Origin of the sequence: Microbulbifer thermotolerans, assembly GCF_001617625.1 — a bacterium.
GTDB lineage: Bacteria > Pseudomonadota > Gammaproteobacteria > Pseudomonadales > Cellvibrionaceae > Microbulbifer > Microbulbifer thermotolerans.
This window is the reverse complement of sequence record NZ_CP014864.1, coordinates 2,273,323-2,290,627: the sequence shown is the minus strand read 5'-3', so window position 1 is coordinate 2,290,627 and position 17,305 is coordinate 2,273,323. Positions and strand designations below refer to the sequence as shown.

The window sequence follows — 17,305 nt, the reverse complement described above, 5'->3', positions numbered from 1 at the left end:
GAGGCGAATATGTTGACTGAAAGTACACGTCAGGCAGAGCAGGCGGTTTCCCGCACCAAGGTGGATGCTGGGGATTACTTTATCGGTATTGTCCGTGAAGGGCAGACATTGCGCATCCTGGATCTGGAGGGCAACCAAGCGGCGGACACGCTCTTTTACAGTGCGGCCGACCCTGCCGAACGCTACAGTGCCATGGATACCATCCGCGAGCAGGGCAACCTCTACCTGACTACCGGCAGCGTACTGCGCTCCAGCGAAAACCGACCGATGCTGGAAATCGTGGCTGATACCTGTGGCCGCCACGATACCCTGGGCGGCGCCTGTGCCACCGAAAGCAACACCGTGCGTTACGACCTGGAAAAGCGTTGCATGCACGCGTGCAGGGACAGTTGGATGCTGGCCATCGCCGAGCACCCGGAATATGGCATCAGCAAGCGCGACATCGGCCACAACATCAATTTCTTCATGAATGTTCCGGTCACCGAAGAGGGCGGACTCACCTTCGAGGACGGCATCTCGGCCCCCGGCAAATATGTGGAGCTGACGGCTCTGATGGATGTGGTGGTACTGATCTCCAACTGCCCACAGCTAAACAACCCCTGCAACGGCTACAACCCCACGCCGATTGAACTGCTGGTGTGGGATAACGAATAAGGCTCTGCCAACCATCCCCCGTTTGCTCCCTGTCAGCAACGGTCTTCAGACACCACACCGGATACACACCTTCAGCGGACGACCGCTGTCGTATAGAAGTTCACGGGACGGCCCGTGCGGGATACCACCATGTTTACCAAGGTTCTGATTGCCAACCGCGGCGCTATTGCAACCCGCGTGATTCGCACGCTGCGGCGTATGGGTATCGCCTCGGTGGCGGTTTATGCCGAGTGCGATGCCGACAGTCTGCATGTGCGTCACGCCGATGAAGCCTACAGTCTGGGGGAAGGCGCTGCAGCTGATACCTATCTGAATGTCGAGCGCCTGCTGGAGATCGCCGCCGACAGCGGCGCTCAGGCCATACACCCCGGTTACGGATTCCTCAGTGAAAATGCCGCCTTTGTGGGACGCTGTGAGGCGGCGGGCATCACCTTTATCGGCCCCACCGCTGAGCAGATGCAGGCGTTCGGTCTGAAGCACCGGGCCCGTGCCCTGGCGGAGGCCGCCGGTGTGCCCCTGCTGCCGGGCTCGGAGCTGTTGACCGATCTGGCCGCGGCCCGCGCCGAAGCGCAACGCATCGGTTATCCGGTTATGCTCAAGAGCACCGCCGGTGGTGGCGGCATCGGTATGCAGTTATGCCATGACGTCGCAGAGCTGGATGCGGCCTTTGATTCCGTCAAACGCCTGGGCGCCAACAACTTTGCCGATGACGGTGTTTTTTTGGAGAAGTTCATTGCCCGTGCCCGCCATATCGAAGTCCAGGTGGTGGGCGACGGCTCCGGCAGAGCCCTGGCCATCGGTGAGCGGGACTGCTCCAGCCAGCGCCGCAACCAAAAGGTGGTGGAGGAGTGCCCGGCGCCCAATCTGAGTGAAGCGGTGCGCACCCGCCTGCACAGTACCGCAGAGAAGCTGCTGGCCAGTGTTGAGTATCGCAACGCGGGCACGGTGGAGTTCATCTACGACGCTGACAGCGGGGATTTCTACTTTCTTGAGGTCAACACCCGGCTGCAGGTGGAGCACGGGGTGACCGAGGAGGTGTATGGCGTTGATTTGGTGGAATGGATGCTGCGTATCGCCGCTGGCGAAGCACCGGATCTGGAGGCGCAGCGGGCACAGCTGAAACCGACGGGGCACGCTATCCAGGTGCGCCTCTATGCGGAAGATCCCTGGCGCGATTTCCAGCCCTGTGCCGGCCTGCTGAGCCATGTGTCCTTTCCCGAGGGGGAAGGTGTGCGGATTGACCACTGGATCGAATCCGGCATCGAGGTTCCTCCTTTCTTTGATCCCATGCTGGCCAAGGTCATTGTCCGCGCCGGCGATCGCCCCGCAGCATTGGAAAAACTGCAACAGACACTGGATGCCACCGAACTGTACGGCAGCGAAACCAACCTGGACTACCTGCGTGCGCTCAGCCGTGACGATACCCTGGCCCGGGGCCAGGTCACCACTCGCTACCTGAACAGCTTCCGCTATCAGCCGGCCCGGATCGATGTGCTTCAGGGGGGCACTCAGACCACCATCCAGGATTTTCCGGGGCGGCAGGGGCACTGGGATGTGGGCGTGCCACCCTCCGGTCCTTTCGACAGCCGCTCCTTCCGCCTGGCCAACCGATTGCTGGGCAACCCGGACAGTGCAGCGGGACTGGAGATCACCCTGCAGGGACCCACACTGACCTTTGCCTGTGATACCCGGATTGCCCTCACGGGCGCCACCATCGATGCCACCCTGGACGGACAGGCAATACCGGGCTGGCAGATAGTTCCGGTGGCGGCGGGACAGATTCTGCAGCTGGGGCGAGTCCGGGCGGGGGCGCGGGCCTACCTGGCTGTGTGTGGCGGTATTCAGTGTCCCGGTTACCTGAACTCCCGCTCCACCTTCACCCTCGGTCAGTTTGGCGGCCACAATGGCCGCGCTCTGCGTACCGGTGATGTACTGCATCTCGATGCGGCCGCTGACCCCGGCTCTGTTTCCGTGCGGGGGGGCGCGGAGGCGCTGCGGCCTGTTCTGGACCATCACTGGGAGCTGCGCGTGATCTACGGCCCCCACGGGGCTCCGGACTTCTTTACCGATGAGGATATGCGCACCTTCTTCGATACGGATTGGGAGATCCACTACAACTCCAGCCGCACCGGTGTGCGTCTGATCGGCCCCAAGCCGCAATGGGCGCGCCGCGATGGGGGGGAAGCCGGTTTGCATCCCTCCAATATCCACGACAACGCCTACGCCTTCGGCACCGTGGATTTTACCGGCGACATGCCGGTGATTCTGGGGCCGGACGGGCCTTCCCTGGGCGGCTTTGTCTGTCCGGCCACGGTGATCACGGCGGACCTGTGGAAACTGGGCCAGTTGCGGGCCGGGGACAAGGTGCGATTTGTGCCGGTCAGCCTGGAACAGGCCGTGGCCCTGGAAGCGGCTCAGAACCGGGCGATCGAAACACTGCAGGCACAGACGTGCAGCTGGCAGCCGGTGGAACCGGACACCCCAATACTGGCCCGATTTGACGCTGAGACTTTTGGCGACGAGATCGTCTGCCGCGCTGCCGGGGACCATTTCCTGTTGGTGGAGTACGGCCCCCAGGCGCTGGATATCCGCCTGCGCTTTCGCGCCCATGCGCTGATGCAGTGGCTGCAGCAGCATCCCTTGCCCGGGTTGCGCGAGCTGACCCCGGGTATCCGTTCCCTGCAGATCCACTTCGACACTCAGGAGCTCAGCCATAAACATCTGCTGGCCCATATAGAGAAAGGCGAGCGCGAGCTGTCACAGCAGCTGGCGCAACTGAGTGTGCCGTCGCGTATTGTCCACCTGCCACTTTCCTGGGATGACGCGGCCTGCCGGCTGGCTATTGAGAAATACGAACAGAGCGTGCGCAGGAATGCTCCCTGGTGTCCAAGTAATTTGGAGTTTATCCGTCGCATCAACGGCCTGGACAGCATTGACCAGGTCAAACAGATCGTATTCAACGCTTCCTATATGGTGATGGGGCTGGGGGATGTCTACCTGGGGGCACCGGTGGCCACACCGGTAGACCCGCGCCACCGCCTGGTGACTACCAAATACAACCCGGCGCGCACCTGGACCGCGGAGAACTCTGTGGGGATTGGCGGCTCCTATCTCTGCGTGTACGGCATGGAAGGGCCCGGTGGCTACCAGTTTGTCGGCCGCACCCTGCAGATGTGGAATCGCTACCGGCGCACCGATGCTTTTGAAAAACCCTGGCTGCTGCGTTTTTTCGATCAGATACGTTTTTACGAAGTCAGTCACGAGGAGCTGCAGCAGATTCGGCGCGACTTCCCGCAAGGTCGCTACCCGTTGAAGATCGAGGACAGCCATTTCTCCCTGGCGGAATACGAGCAGTTTGTTGCGGACAACGCCGGTGACATCCAGACATTCCTTGAACAGCGCAACGAGGCCTTTCAGGAAGAGCTGGAACGCTGGCATGCCAACGGCCAGTTCAACTTTGAAGTGGAGGAGGCAGAAGCCGAATCCATTGAGCAGAGCTGGCCAGAGGACGCCACTCTGGTGGACAGCCCTGTGTCCGGCAGCGTCTGGCAGACGGAAGTCCGGGCCGGTGACACGGTGGAAGCCGGACAGCTGCTGATGATTCTTGAGTCCATGAAAATGGAAATCCCCATCTGCGCCCCCTGTAGCGGCGTCGTCAGCCAGCTGCTCTCCAACCAAGGCGGGCGGGTCAGCGCCGGTCAGGCGCTGGTGGTGCTGGAGGATGAAGCCACACTGACAACCGGGGAGGACAAGGTATGAGCATTGACATGAGTATTTCTGCGCTTCAGCGTGCCTTTGCCGAAGGCCGCCTGACACCGGCACAGCTGATGGCGGATATCCGCCGCCGTGCAGCTGAATATGAGGCGCACAATATCTGGATTCACCTGCTGACGGCCGAGGAGCAGCAACCCTGGCTGGAGGCCCTGGCACAGAAGGACCCGGCCAGCCACCCCCTGTGGGGTATTCCCTTTGCCATCAAGGACAACATTGATCTGGCCGGGATACCCACCACCGCGGCCTGCCCAACTTTTGCCTACACACCGGAAAGCTCGGCACAGGTGGTGCAGCAGCTGATCGATGCCGGCGCCATTCCCGTCGGCAAGACTAACCTGGACCAGTTTGCCACCGGGCTGAACGGCACCCGGTCACCTTATGGACCATGCCGCAACGCCTTTGATTCGGATTACATCTCCGGAGGTTCCAGCTCCGGCTCTGCTGTAGCGGTGGCGCTGGGGCTGGCCAGCTTCAGCTTGGGCACGGACACTGCGGGCTCTGGCCGGGTCCCCGCCTGCTTCAACAATCTGGTTGGCCTCAAGCCCACACGGGGACTCTTGTCGTCCACGGGGCTGGTGCCCGCTTGCCGGTCGCTGGATTGCATCAGCATTTTCACTTTGGACACTGATGACGCCAATACGGTTTTGGCCTGCGCTGAAGGTTTTGATGCCCGCGACGGTTATAGTCGTCGCAACGGGTTCGATAACGCCGCCCGCCAGTACGGCCTACGAAGCGGTCCGTTGCGAATCGGCGTTTTGCCTCAGGAACAGCTGAAATTCTTTGGGTCTGACCACTATGCGCGGGCCTATGCGGATACCCTGGCGGCACTGACTGGCGCGGGCATCGAACTGGTAACCGTTGACTTCACCCCCTTCGATGAGGCGGCGCGGCTGCTCTATGAAGGCCCCTGGGTGGCCGAACGCTATATCGCCTGCGAGTCCCTGTTAAACAGTGATCCCGAAGCGATCCATCCAGTGGTGCGCGCCATCATTGAGCCGGGCAAGACACCACCTGCCACAGACCTGTTCCGAGCCCAATACCGCTTGCAGGAGCTGCGCCTGGCCTGTTTCGAGCAGATGGAAGGGCTGGACTGTCTGCTCACCCCGACGGCGGGACGTCTCTTCCGCGTGGACGAAATGCTGGCCGAGCCGGTGCGCTTCAATTCCCAGTTGGGTTATTACACCAACTTCATGAATTTGTTGGATATGGCGGCGGTTGCCATTCCTACGGCCTTTACAGCGCAAGGTTTGCCGTTTGGCGTGACCCTGGTGGGGGATCACTTCAGCGATCGCAGATTACTTTCCATCGGTAATCGGATACGCCAGATATTGCCGCTTCCTCAAGGTGCTCTGGGCACAGAAGCTGCGCCCACAACGGCGCCAGACTGCGGCGGAAGCGAACGCACAGATCTGTTAGTTTGCGGTGCCCACCTACAAGAATTGCCTCTGAACTGGCAGCTGACTGAGCGCGGGGCCGTTCTGAAGGCCCGCGCCCAAACCGCGGCTTGTTACCGGCTGTTCGCCCTCGCCGGAGGTCCGCCGTTGCGACCGGGACTTATGCGCGATGAAAGCGGCGGCAGAGGTATCGAAGTGGAAGTCTGGTCTATTCCCACCGCAGAACTGGGCAGCTTCGTCGCCGCCATCCCGGCCCCCCTGGGTATCGGCAAGGTGGAATTGGCCGATGGCCGTTGGGTGAGCGGGTTTATCTGCGAGGCGTCTGGCCTCAAGGATGCCGAAGAAATCACCCACTATGGCGGTTGGCGCAATTGGTTACAGAGTCAGTAAGCAGTCGCCGATAAAGGAACCCCGGAGTGCCATGAATTTGGGTATGGGGAGAATGACTTTCCCGGCAGGGCACCAGGGCGCTGGAGGCGCGTGGTATCATAGGCGCCTTTTTGTATGAGGGGCGCGGTGAGGCGCCTGGAGGAACGATTATGTCCTGGTTGGGCGCGGGAATCGGAGCCGGTATCGGCCTGATGTTTGGAGGCCCTATCGGTGCGGCACTGGGCGCCTGGATAGGCAGCTCTTTTGGCTCCGGACTGCAACGGGCGGCTGGTGCCGCGGTGGCAGGTCTGAACCGTGAAGGAGCACAGACGGTATTTATCGTCACCGTTTTTTCCATGTTGGCGAAGATGGCCAAGGCGGACGGTCTGGTTTCGAAGGCGGAAGTCAACCTGATTGAAGACTTCATGCAGAATAATCTGCGCCTCAGCGCCGAGGATCGGGCGCAGGCCATCAAGATTTTCCAAAACGCGAAAACCGACGCTTACAGCATCTACGACTACGCCCGTCAGTACCGTCAGCTGGTGCGTAACGAGGCCATGCGCGAAATGGTCTACCGCCTGTTGTTCGCAGTGGCCTGCGCGGATGGTGAGCTGCACGCGGCGGAAGAGGAGATACTGCGCCGTATTCCCGAAGATCTGGGGTTACATAGCTCCATTTTTTCCGCCATGCAGGGGGAGTTCGGCCATCGCGCATCGGTTTCCGCGCAGAGCCTGAAGCAGCATTACGATGTATTGGGCTGCACTCCCGATGTCAGCGACCGAGAGCTGAAACTCGCCTATCGGCGCAAGGCTGCGGAATTCCACCCGGATAAGCTCGCCGCCAAGGGGTTACCGGAAGAGTTTATGCGGCATGCAGAAGACCAGATGAAAAGTATCACTCTGGCTTACGAAACCATTGTGGAGGCGCGCAAACGCAAGGCGGGGGCTTCGGCCTGAGCACCCGTAACTACCTACGACACTTCACAGGAATGGATCAGCGATATTTTGAGAGGTAGTACATGAGCTTGGCAAACCAGATTAAAGAGAAGCTTACCGAGGCGCTGGCGCCTGAATATATCGATGTGCAATGCGAAAGTCATATGCACAATGTGCCGCCTGGCGCGGAGATGCACTTTCGCGTCGTTTTGGTCAGTGACGCTTTCACTTCGATGAGTAAAGTGCGACGCCACCAGCGGATTTACGCAATACTGGCCGAGGAAATGGCAGGGCCGGTTCACGCCCTGGCGCTACATACATACAGTCCGGAAGAGTGGCCGGGTGAGGCGCCGCAGAGCCCGGAGTGCCTCGGTGGCGGCAAACATTGAATTTGCTAAGTCATCCTGAATAAATCGTTTCATGACGGTCAAGATACATTGAGATCCGATGAGAAGCTCAGCTGATGGGGATGGATATTTCGAAACTGTTGGGCATAGGGGTGCACCTGTGCGTTTTCAAAATGCCCATCCCATTGACTGAGTGTCCCAGAGCCATTACAGCTCCCGTGTGAATTAATCAAAGGCATTTTTGTTATCGGGCTGTTCCTTTCACGTCGGCATATTTTTCCACGTATGGCGTTCGCTTCTTTTCCGATGGAATTAGGGCCCTCTGCATAGTTCGTGCGAACGCTGTCGCTGGTTTCACAGCCTTAGGGCAGGGAGTATGGCAAGTGACTATGCGTGCCAAAAGAACTTTTCTTGCGCCAAAATCTCCGTGACTTTTTTTTTGACGCCAATAATTGGTTGTTTTTTCTACAGCTGTATTACCCCGCGACTAAACTGACCATTGATTGGGCTGATTGCTGTTTAATCCGCTGAAAATCAATGGAGTTACCTCAATGAAGATGATGCGTATTCTGACCCCGGTTCTGGCACCTCTGGCACTGGCGGTTTCTACTAATGCGTTAGCCGGTCCTTCGGGTTATATACCCGCACCGCCTCCGCCTAAAACTCAGGAGTTTATTATCCGGATCGGTGCCTCTTATATTCATCCGAATTCGGAGCAAGTAAGTTTTGTCGATGATTCGCTACAGTACTTCGACGCTTTTCGGGCAACTATAGACCCGGATGATGAGTGGGGCTGGAATATCAGCGGTGTCTGGAAGCCTCACGATCATTTCGGATTCGAGTTGATGTATGTTGACGGCGATGATCATGTTGGTGGCAACAGCAAAGGATTCGTAACAGTAGCCGGATTCGACGATGTGGCACTGCGGAACCTCGCTAAATTTGAAGCCGATATGAGCATGGCTTATGTCAACTGGTATCCGCTGGATCCATCCTGCATGTTCCAGCCCTATGTCGGTGTTGGTATTAATTACACGGACTTTGGCGGTGAGAGCTTCAGAGGGGTTGCACGTGCGGACCTCAATGACCTTGGCCTCACTTCTCGCATGTCTCTGGGAAATTCCTGGGGATACACTTGGCAGATTGGTGCCGATATTAACTTTGGCCACGATAGTGCGTGGCTGGTGAATATGGCTGCAATCTACGTGGATTCGGAGACCGATTTGGGATTCACCGTCCGCAATAACGCCTCAACCAATACCGATTTCTTCCTGGAATCTTATTCCGGTGATTACCTTTACAATCCGTGGGTGTTCAACTTGTCCATCGGATACAAATTTGATTTTTGAATCTGATGATGAAAGGTTGTGTTAAAGGGCGCTTCGGCGCCCTTTTTTATAGCGGCTATGTAGGGTTATTCACTGAAATGCAGCGGTCGGGAGAATAGTGCTAATGAGAGGAAAGTGATTGTTCGCACCGGAGCCAACAATGACGCTCAAATGAAAAAGAAGGGGGTTGCATAGCAAAGCGGAGGGCCAGTGAAAAGGTTGGCACAGCATGAAATGGAGAAATTCGCGCCAAAAGGTGGGAGTAAAAATGCGCCAATACCACACTATATGGGCTGTCGGTGAATGGCTGGGGGAGGAATTTCTACAGAGGTGTTTTTTCGTGTCTAGACTGAAAAGTGATTGGGTTGATTGTTGTTGAATTAGCCGAATATCAATGGAGTACTTCAGATGAAATTGACGCGCATTCTGACACCTATGGCGATTGCTGTAGCCGCGGCGGTCAGTGCTGAACCGGTACTGGCCGGCCCGTCCGGCTATGCAGCACCAATACCTTCAGCTCCTCCGGCGGTGTATGAGGCGGGTACTGTGATGCTTCGCATTGGCGCCTCCTATGTCGATCTCGACGATGACTCAGGTAAGTGGCGCTACGACCGGGATCTGCAACCGTTTTTTGATGGGCTCAGATACGACCTGGATGGAGAGACAACCTGGAATTTCTCTGTGGGGTTTATGCCGATTGACCATATGTCCGTAGAACTGGGCTATATCGGAAAAGCGGAGCACGATCTGGATTTAACGGGGCTGGATGCCACTTTTGTGCAGGATTTTGGCGTCAGCAAAATTCGCGCCGGCAGTATCGACCGCCGCTCGGCAACACTGATGTTCAACTGGTTCCCTGTTTGCAAGGAGTCCTGGGTGCAGCCCTACGTGGGCATCGGAGCGCACTATACCGATTACGATAGTGTGCGCTTTCGAACTGCGGCCAATGACTATCTGGCAGAAGTGGCCGGAGCCATAGGGCCGGCAAAACTGTATCTGGAAGATGATTGGGGCTGGGCTGGTCAAATAGGGATCGATATTATGCTGGGCCGCGAGAGTAACTGGCTGGTCAATGCGGCTGTCCAGTACCTGGATTCAGATGTGCAAACCGATTTGCACTATCAGGCTCCCAATTTTTATTTTTCTCCCACTACCGTTATTAATGCGGCGAGAACAGACATTGAACTGGATTCCTGGGTATACAACTTGGGTATCGGATATCGATTCTGAATCGTTTGCATTACAGTGCAGATGAAAAAGGCGCTTCGGCGCCTTTTTTTGTATTCCTGATTGCTAAGGAACCTCTGATTAATTCGCGTGAACACTATGGTAGGTCCCGGGGCGCTCAGGCGATAGGGCGGATATTTCGAAAACGCTCGAGTACTTCCCTGTAGCTCCGACGGATACATCCCTGTATCCGACGGTTTAGAAATAGCCGTCTTATCACTTGAGCTTCACATCCGCCCCTGAAGAGCGTCTACCACCAGGACATGAATTAATCAGAGATTCCCTAATGCATCCGCTGTTTTCCGGACTCTATCACTCGCGTTGGCAAATCGGTTAATGTAGAGCCTCAGTCAATTACGATGACGGAGTATGGCAAATGGAATTGTCACCTCCCTCAGGCGCGCGGGGCCTTATTCGCGGACTAATGTTTGCGGTTTTCTTTGTTCTATTCAGTAGCGCTGGTGCGGGAAACGCTCTTGCAATCGAGTGTCCCGACTGGACCGCTTCCCGCGCGGAGCGGGAAATCAACCGGCTTGCCGATCAGATCAACCAGTGGGATCAGGCCTATTACCTGGAACACCAGTCACTGGTGGGCGATGCGGTGTACGACCGCGCGCAAGCGGTGCTGGCGGCCTGGAACCGCTGCTTTCCGGAGCAGTCGCGGGCACTGGAGCCGCCACCGCGTCAGGCTGGGAGCCTTCTCGTTCACCCGGTGGCTCATACGGGCCTGCGGAAACTGCGCGATGCCGATGCGGTGGAGCGTTGGTTACAACGAGATGGTGACATTTGGCTGCAACCCAAAATCGATGGCGTTGCCGTGACCTTGGTTTACCGGCGGGGATTGTTGCACCAAATGATCAGTCGCGGCGATGGCCGAAGCGGTCAGGATTGGACCCGGCATGCGCGCAGAATACCGGCTATTCAGTTGGAAGTTCCCGACCAGCGGGAAGAACTGGTATTACAGGGAGAAATCTACTGGCGCGTGGAGAATCATGTACAGGCAGAGGGCGGCGGCAAGGCACGGGGTCTCGCCAGTGGTGCCATGGCTTCCCGAGTCTTATCGCTCTCGCAGGCGCAATCCCTGGCGTTGTTTGTCTGGGATTGGCCCAATGGCCCCGCGACAATGCCCGAGCGGCTGCGTGCTCTGAGGGCGCTGGGGTATGACGTCAGTGATTACACACACCGGGTGCGCTCGCTGGATGAAGTGCGCCGCTGGCGCCGGCACTACTACGAGTCCCCTCAGCCTTTCGCCACGGATGGGGTTGTTTTGCGGCAAAGTGAACGTCCAGCGGGAGATAGCTGGCAGCCCCAGCCGCCGGAATGGGCGGTGGCTTGGAAGCACCCGGCGGCCACAGCGTTGGCGTCGGTAGTGGGGGTGCAATTTCCCGTAGGTCGTACCGGTAAGATTGTGCCGGTGGTGGAGGTTGCGCCAACGTTACTGGATGATCGCGAAATCCGCCGCGTCAGTGCCGGTTCCTTCGAGCGCTGGCAGTCTCTGGATATCCGCCCCGGTGATCAGTTACGCCTAACACTCGCTGGCCAGACGATCCCGCAAATTCGAGACGTGGTTTTGCCCGCGCTGGAAAGGACGGCACTGCCAGTGCCGGACCCCGATGCCTATGGCCCTTTGACTTGCTGGCAACCGGAGCCGGGCTGCGAGGATCAATTCCTGGCGCGGTTGCTGTGGCTTGGGAAAAGTCTGAAATTCCGCGGTATGGGTGAGGCGCGCTGGCGCTCGTTGCAAGAGACAGGTCTGTTGACAGACCTATTGGCCTGGACATCGCTTTCGGAGAAGCAATTGGTCGCTGTGCCCGGTGTTGGCCCGAAAAGGGCGCGGCAGCTGCTGGATAATTTTAACCGGGCACTGGCACAGGATTTCCGCAGCTGGATGCTGGCTTTGGGCATGCCGTCAATCCACTTGTTGCCGGAGGCGGCCTGGCGGCAAGGTTCGTTTTCTATTTTTTCCAAACGGGGAGAAAAAGACTGGCGACAGTTTCCGGGTATTGGGCCCCAGCGGGCGGGGGAGCTCGTCAGCTTTCTGCGCCACGAAGAGGTGCAGCTCCTGGGGGTGAAGCTGCAATCGCTCGGTGTAGCGGGGTTCCGCTAGGGAACCTCTGATTAATTCGCGTGAACACAATGGTAGGTTTCGGGGCGCTCAGGCAATAGGACGGGTATTTTGAAAACCACAAGTACTTCCCTGTAGCTCCGCCGGATACATCCCTGTATCCGCAGTATTGAAATTTCCTTTCCATCACTTGCGTTTCTTATTTGGTCTCGCAGTATCTTTACTGCGACTAAGCAAACGTATCAGACTGCCGGTAGAGTCTTTAGTCGTTACTGGGAAAGTTGAATTGGGCTCCCTCGCGCAGGCCGCTGGCCGGCCAGCGCTGGGTCACCGCTTTGCGCTTGGTGTAGAAACGCACGGAGTCAGGGCCATAGGCGTGCAGATCGCCGAATAGTGAGCGTTTCCATCCACCGAAACTGTGGTAGGCCACGGGTACCGGCAGCGGTACATTGATACCCACCATGCCCACTTTTATATTGTCGGAGAAGTAACGCGCGGCCTCTCCGTCGCGGGTGAAGATGCAGGTACCGTTACCGTATTCGTGGGCGTTGATAATCTCCATCGCCTCTTGCAGGGTGCGAACCCGCATCACGCAGAGCACCGGGCCGAAGATTTCGTCGCGGTGAATCGTCATGCCTTCTTTGACTTTGTCGAACAGGCAGGCGCCTAGAAAATTGCCATCCTCGAAACCGGTAACCTTCAGATCACGCCCATCCACAACCAATTCCGCGCCTTCCTCAATGCCCTTGGCGATGTAGCTGCGGATTTTTTCCAGATGGGCGCGGCTGATCAGCGGTCCCATATCGTTGTTGTTGTCCATGCCGTCGCCGACTTTCAGTTTGGCGATGTGGGCTTTCAGTTTCCCAATCAATGCATCGGCGACGGCGTCGCCGACGGCCACTGCGACGGAGATGGCCATGCAGCGCTCGCCGCAAGAGCCGTAAGCGGCGCCCATCAGTGCATTGGCCGCGCTGTCCAAGTCGGCGTCGGGCATGATCACCGCATGGTTCTTGGCACCGCCGAACGCCTGGACCCGCTTGCCGCTGGCGGTACCTGTGCGGTAGACGTACTCGGCAACCGGCGTGGAGCCCACGAAGCTGACCGCCTGTATCCGCTGGTCCGTCAGCAGCGTATCCACCGCTTCTTTGTCGCCGTTGACCAGGTTCAGCACGCCGGCGGGGATGCCCGCTTCAAGGCCCAGCTGGGCAATAAACAGCGCGGAACTGGGAGCCCGCTCGGAGGGCTTGAGTACGAAGGTGTTGCCGCAGGCGATGGCCATGGGCCACATCCACAGGGGCACCATGGCGGGAAAGTTGAACGGGGTGATACCGGCGCAGACGCCCAGGGGCTGGAATTCGCTCCAGGCATCGATGCCGGGTCCGACGTTCCTGCTGTGTTCGCCCTTTAGCAGTTCTGGGATGCCGCAGGCGTACTCGACATTTTCGATGCCGCGCTGCAATTCGCCCATGGCGTCGCCCAGTACCTTGCCGTGCTCGCGGGTGATCAGTTCGCAAATCTTGTCGGCATTGGTTTCCAGCAATTCCTTGAAGCGAAATAGGATGCGTGCGCGCTTGATGGGCGGAGTGTCCCGCCAGGCGGGATAAGCGGCCTCGGCGGCGGCGATGGCGTCTTCCACGGTAGCGCGGCTGGCCAGGGCGACTTTGGCGATCACTGCGCTGGTGGAGGGATTCATCACTTCCTGCTGACGAGAGTCATTGGCGGTGGTAGTGCCATTGATCAGGTGGCCGATGGTGTTCATGTTTGTGCTCCTTCGGATGGCTCCGGTGCTCCGTGGTCGTAGTGCTGCGGTGATTTTTGCCAATGCGCGGTGGGGGTCAGTCAACTTTTTGCAGCACGGCTCGCAGGGTCTTTGCAATCGTTTCAATCTGAGCGGTATCGATAATAAACGGCGGCGCCACTGCGATGGTATCGCCGGTCCAACGCAGCAGCAGTCCGCGCCGGTAGGATTCCAATACCACTTCCATCGCGCGCTTGGATGCCTCCCCGGCGCGGGGCTGCAGTTGGATGGCACCGGCCAGGCCGCAGTTGCGGATGTCGATCACATGGGGGCAATCCCGGAGGCTGTGCAGGGCTTCTTCCAGGTGCGGCGCCAGCGATTGTACGCGCGCGAACAGCTTTTCGTGCTCGTAGATATCCAGAGTGGCCATGGCCGCGGCGCAGGCCACCGGGTGGGCGGAATAGGTGTAGCCGTGGGCCAGTTCGGGGATATGCTCGGGACCCTGCATAAAGGTGTTGTAGATTTCTTCCCGCGCGAAAACGGCTCCCATTGGGACAGCGCCATTGGAAATGCCCTTGGCGGTGGTCATGATATCCGGCACCACGCCGAACGCTTCGGCTGCAAAAGCTGCGCCGGTTCGGCCAAAGCCGGTAATCACCTCGTCAAAAATCAGCAGAATTTCGTATTGGTTGCAGAGTTCGCGCAGCCGCTGCAGATAGCCTTTCGGCGGCAGTATCACTCCGGCTGAGCCGGCGAAGGGTTCAATCATCACCGCGGCGATATTTTCTGCGCCGTGCAATTCGATAATGTCCAGCAGCCTCGCCGCCATGGCCTCGCCGCCATGCGCGGGCAGGCCGCGGGAAAAGCGGTTCTCCGGCAGCAGAGTGTGGGGCAAATGGTCCACATCCAGGGCCGGGCCAAAGTGTTTGCGGTTGCCCGGCATGCCGCCGATGGAGATGCCGCCGAAATTCACACCGTGGTAGCCCTGGGCGCGGCCGATTAGGCGAATCTTTTCCGGTCGGCCTTTGGCGCGCCAGTAGGCACGTGCGATTTTCAACGCTGTGTCCGCCGCCTCTGAACCAGAGTTGCAAAAGAAAATGCGGTTCAGATCGTCGGGCGCCATATCGGCCAGGCGCTTGGCCAGTTTGAAAGACAGTGGATGGCCGAACTGAAAGGCGGGGGAGTAATCCAGCTCAACCAGCTGCCGGGCCACCGCGTCGGCAATCTCTTTTCGGCCGTGGCCGGCGTTACAACACCAGAGGCCGGAAAATCCGTCCAGCACTTGGCGGCCGTCGGCGGTGGTGTAGTGCATTCCTTCGGCGCGGACAAACAGGCGCGGGTTGGCCTTGAACTGGCGATTGCCGGTGAAGGGCATCCAGTGCGCGTCGAGTTCGTCGGGGCTCAGACCGGCAAAGCTGTCGATCTCGGCCATGATTCACCTCGTACGGTTTTGTTATCGTATCGCGGTGAGTCTAGGGATGATTAATAAAATTTACAATAGGTGAAGGATTATTCAGTTTTTTGTGTGGCGTCTCTTGCAGCAATGGTGAGCCAACGGGCGATATCCTGGGGTTTTTTATAACCATGTGTTAAATATATTAATCGACAGCAGAGGGGTTGAAGTCTCGTAACACCGCCAGAAAAGCGTCCCCGAATTTTTCCAGCTTGCTGTCTCCGATACCGGATACGGCGAGCATTTCTTCGCGGCTTTGCGGTCGGGCGGCCACCATGCCGCGCAGTGTGGCATCGTGGAAGACCACATAGGGCGGTACACCGTGTCGGTCCGCGAGCTGTTTGCGGCAGGCGCGCAGCGCTTCCCACAACGGCAGATCGGCGGGCGCTATCTCTGCGGGTGGAGTGGCCTTACTGGCATCACTTCGGGCCCCTTTGGCTTTCGGCGGCAGCTTGCGCAACTGAATGCGCTCCTCGCCGCGCAGTAGTGGGCGGCAGGCTTCGGTCAGGCGCAGGCTGTGGAATTCACCCTCAACTTCGAGGTAACCGCGTACCACAAGTTGCCGCGTCACTGCCCGCCATTCGCTGGCGGACAAGTCGGTTCCGATGCCGTAGGTGGACAGGGTGTCGTGGCCGAACTTGCGTACCTTCTCGTTTTCCGATCCGCGCAACACGTCGATGACATGGGCGGCGCCGAAGCGTTGGCCGGTGCGGTAGACGCAGGACAGCAACTTCGCCGCGGCTTCCGTACCGTCCCATGTTTGCGGCGGGTTTAGGCAGGTATCGCAGTTGCCGCAGGGTTCCGGCAGCTCCTCGCCGAAATAGTGCAGCAGGGCCTGGCGACGGCAGCTGGTGATTTCGCATAGGCCGAGCATGGCATTCAAGCGCGCGCTCTCTTGGCGTTTGTGCTCTTCGCTGCCGTCGGAATCTGCAGCCATTTGCGACAGCTTGACCACATCTTCGAGGCCGTACAGCAGGAGTGCCGTCGACGGCTCGCCATCTCGTCCGGCGCGGCCAGTTTCCTGGTAATAGGCTTCAATGCTTTTGGGTAAATCCAGGTGGGCGACGAAGCGCACGTCCGGTTTGTCGATGCCCATGCCAAAGGCGATGGTGGCGACGACGATGATTCCGTCCTCGCGCAGGAAGCGACGCTGGTGCTCGGCGCGCATTTCAGCGGGTAGTCCGGCGTGGTAGGGCAGGGCGGTATACCCCTGCTGGCAGAGCCAATTGGCGGTGCTCTCTACCTTGGTCCGGGACAGACAATAGACGATACCCGCCTGCCCCTGGTGCTCCGAGCGCAGAAATTGCAGCAGCTGGCGGCGTGGATTGTCCTTTTGCGCGATGCGGTACTGGATATTGGGCCTGTCGAAACTGCTGACAAAGTGCTCGGCGTTTTCCAGATCCAGGCGCCGGGCAATTTCCGCGCGGGTGCGCCGATCGGCGGTGGCAGTAAGCGCGATACGCGGTACATGGGGAAATTGTTCGTGCAGGCAATTGAGCTGCAGATAATCTGCGCGGAAATCGTGGCCCCATTGGGATACACAGTGGGCCTCGTCGATGGCAAACAGCGACAGCTCCGCGCGGCGCAACAGTTCCAGTGTGCGCGTTTGCGACAGCCGTTCGGGGGCCAGGTAGAGCAGGTCCATTTCTCCGCGCACCAGCGCCTCTTCGACTCGCTGGGCCTCGCTGAAAGGCAGGGAAGAGTTGAGGTAAGCCGCGCGCACACCGGCGGCCCGCAGTGCTTCCACTTGGTCCTGCATCAGGGCGATCAGTGGTGATATCACCACACCGCAGCCGGGGCGGGCCAGGGCCGGTATCTGATAGCACAGGGATTTGCCGCCTCCAGTGGGCATCAGTACCAGAGCGTCGCGACCTGCCATGAGTGTGTCGATGATCTGTCTCTGTTGCCCTCGGAACCGGGTGTAGCCGAAAACGTGTTCGAGAATTTCTTGTGGTGCGTCCATGGCGGCGGAGTATAGCGCGTGCAGGTGCCGGGGACGCTACCGGTGGGACAGGTGAGGG

At 58.7% G+C, this 17,305-nt stretch carries 11 protein-coding genes; 8 read left to right on the top strand and 3 right to left on the bottom strand.

The features are described 5' to 3' along the window. Positions 1-9: 9 nt before the first annotated feature. From A3224_RS09725 to ligB, 8 genes are all read left to right on the top strand, one after another. Positions 10-654: an urea amidolyase associated protein UAAP2 gene (locus A3224_RS09725; protein WP_067153851.1), complete on the top strand. Its 645-nt coding sequence runs from the start codon at positions 10-12 to the stop codon at positions 652-654. Between the two features lie 129 nt (positions 655-783). Beyond that, complete coding sequence (uca, locus tag A3224_RS09720) at positions 784-4,413, top strand: urea carboxylase (protein WP_067153849.1); 3,630 nt, start codon at positions 784-786, stop codon at positions 4,411-4,413. After that, positions 4,410-6,212 (top strand): allophanate hydrolase, encoded by a 1,803-nt coding sequence (gene atzF / locus A3224_RS09715; protein WP_067153848.1) that lies wholly within the window; start codon positions 4,410-4,412, stop codon positions 6,210-6,212. Before uca ends, atzF begins: the two co-directional genes overlap by 4 nt. A gap of 149 nt (positions 6,213-6,361) precedes the next feature. Continuing rightward, positions 6,362-7,147, top strand: coding sequence for a co-chaperone DjlA (gene djlA / locus A3224_RS09710; protein WP_067153846.1), 786 nt, complete (start codon positions 6,362-6,364; stop codon positions 7,145-7,147). 62 nt (positions 7,148-7,209) lie between these two features. Next, positions 7,210-7,515: a BolA family protein gene (locus A3224_RS09705; protein WP_067153844.1), complete on the top strand. Its 306-nt coding sequence runs from the start codon at positions 7,210-7,212 to the stop codon at positions 7,513-7,515. A 509-nt stretch (positions 7,516-8,024) separates the two neighbouring features. Beyond that, positions 8,025-8,822, top strand: coding sequence for an OmpW/AlkL family protein (locus A3224_RS09700; protein ID WP_139223136.1), 798 nt, complete (start codon positions 8,025-8,027; stop codon positions 8,820-8,822). A 387-nt stretch (positions 8,823-9,209) separates the two neighbouring features. Beyond that, positions 9,210-10,031, top strand: a complete 822-nt coding sequence (locus A3224_RS09695) for an OmpW/AlkL family protein (protein WP_067153841.1) — start codon at positions 9,210-9,212, stop codon at positions 10,029-10,031. Between the two features lie 373 nt (positions 10,032-10,404). Next, positions 10,405-12,135 (top strand): NAD-dependent DNA ligase LigB, encoded by a 1,731-nt coding sequence (gene ligB / locus A3224_RS09690; RefSeq protein ID WP_082817467.1) that lies wholly within the window; start codon positions 10,405-10,407, stop codon positions 12,133-12,135. Between the two features lie 220 nt (positions 12,136-12,355). Here ligB and A3224_RS09685 read toward each other — a convergent pair whose 3' ends face one another. From A3224_RS09685 to recQ, 3 genes are all read right to left on the bottom strand, one after another. Next, positions 12,356-13,852, bottom strand: coding sequence for a CoA-acylating methylmalonate-semialdehyde dehydrogenase (locus A3224_RS09685; RefSeq protein WP_067153834.1), 1,497 nt, complete (start codon positions 13,850-13,852; stop codon positions 12,356-12,358). Between the two features lie 76 nt (positions 13,853-13,928). Then, a complete protein-coding gene (locus A3224_RS09680) occupies positions 13,929-15,263 on the bottom strand; it encodes an aspartate aminotransferase family protein (protein WP_067153831.1) in 1,335 nt (444 codons plus the stop codon). 166 nt (positions 15,264-15,429) lie between these two features. Beyond that, positions 15,430-17,247, bottom strand: a complete 1,818-nt coding sequence (gene recQ / locus A3224_RS09675) for a DNA helicase RecQ (RefSeq protein ID WP_067153829.1) — start codon at positions 17,245-17,247, stop codon at positions 15,430-15,432. Between the last annotated feature and the right edge of the window lie 58 nt (positions 17,248-17,305).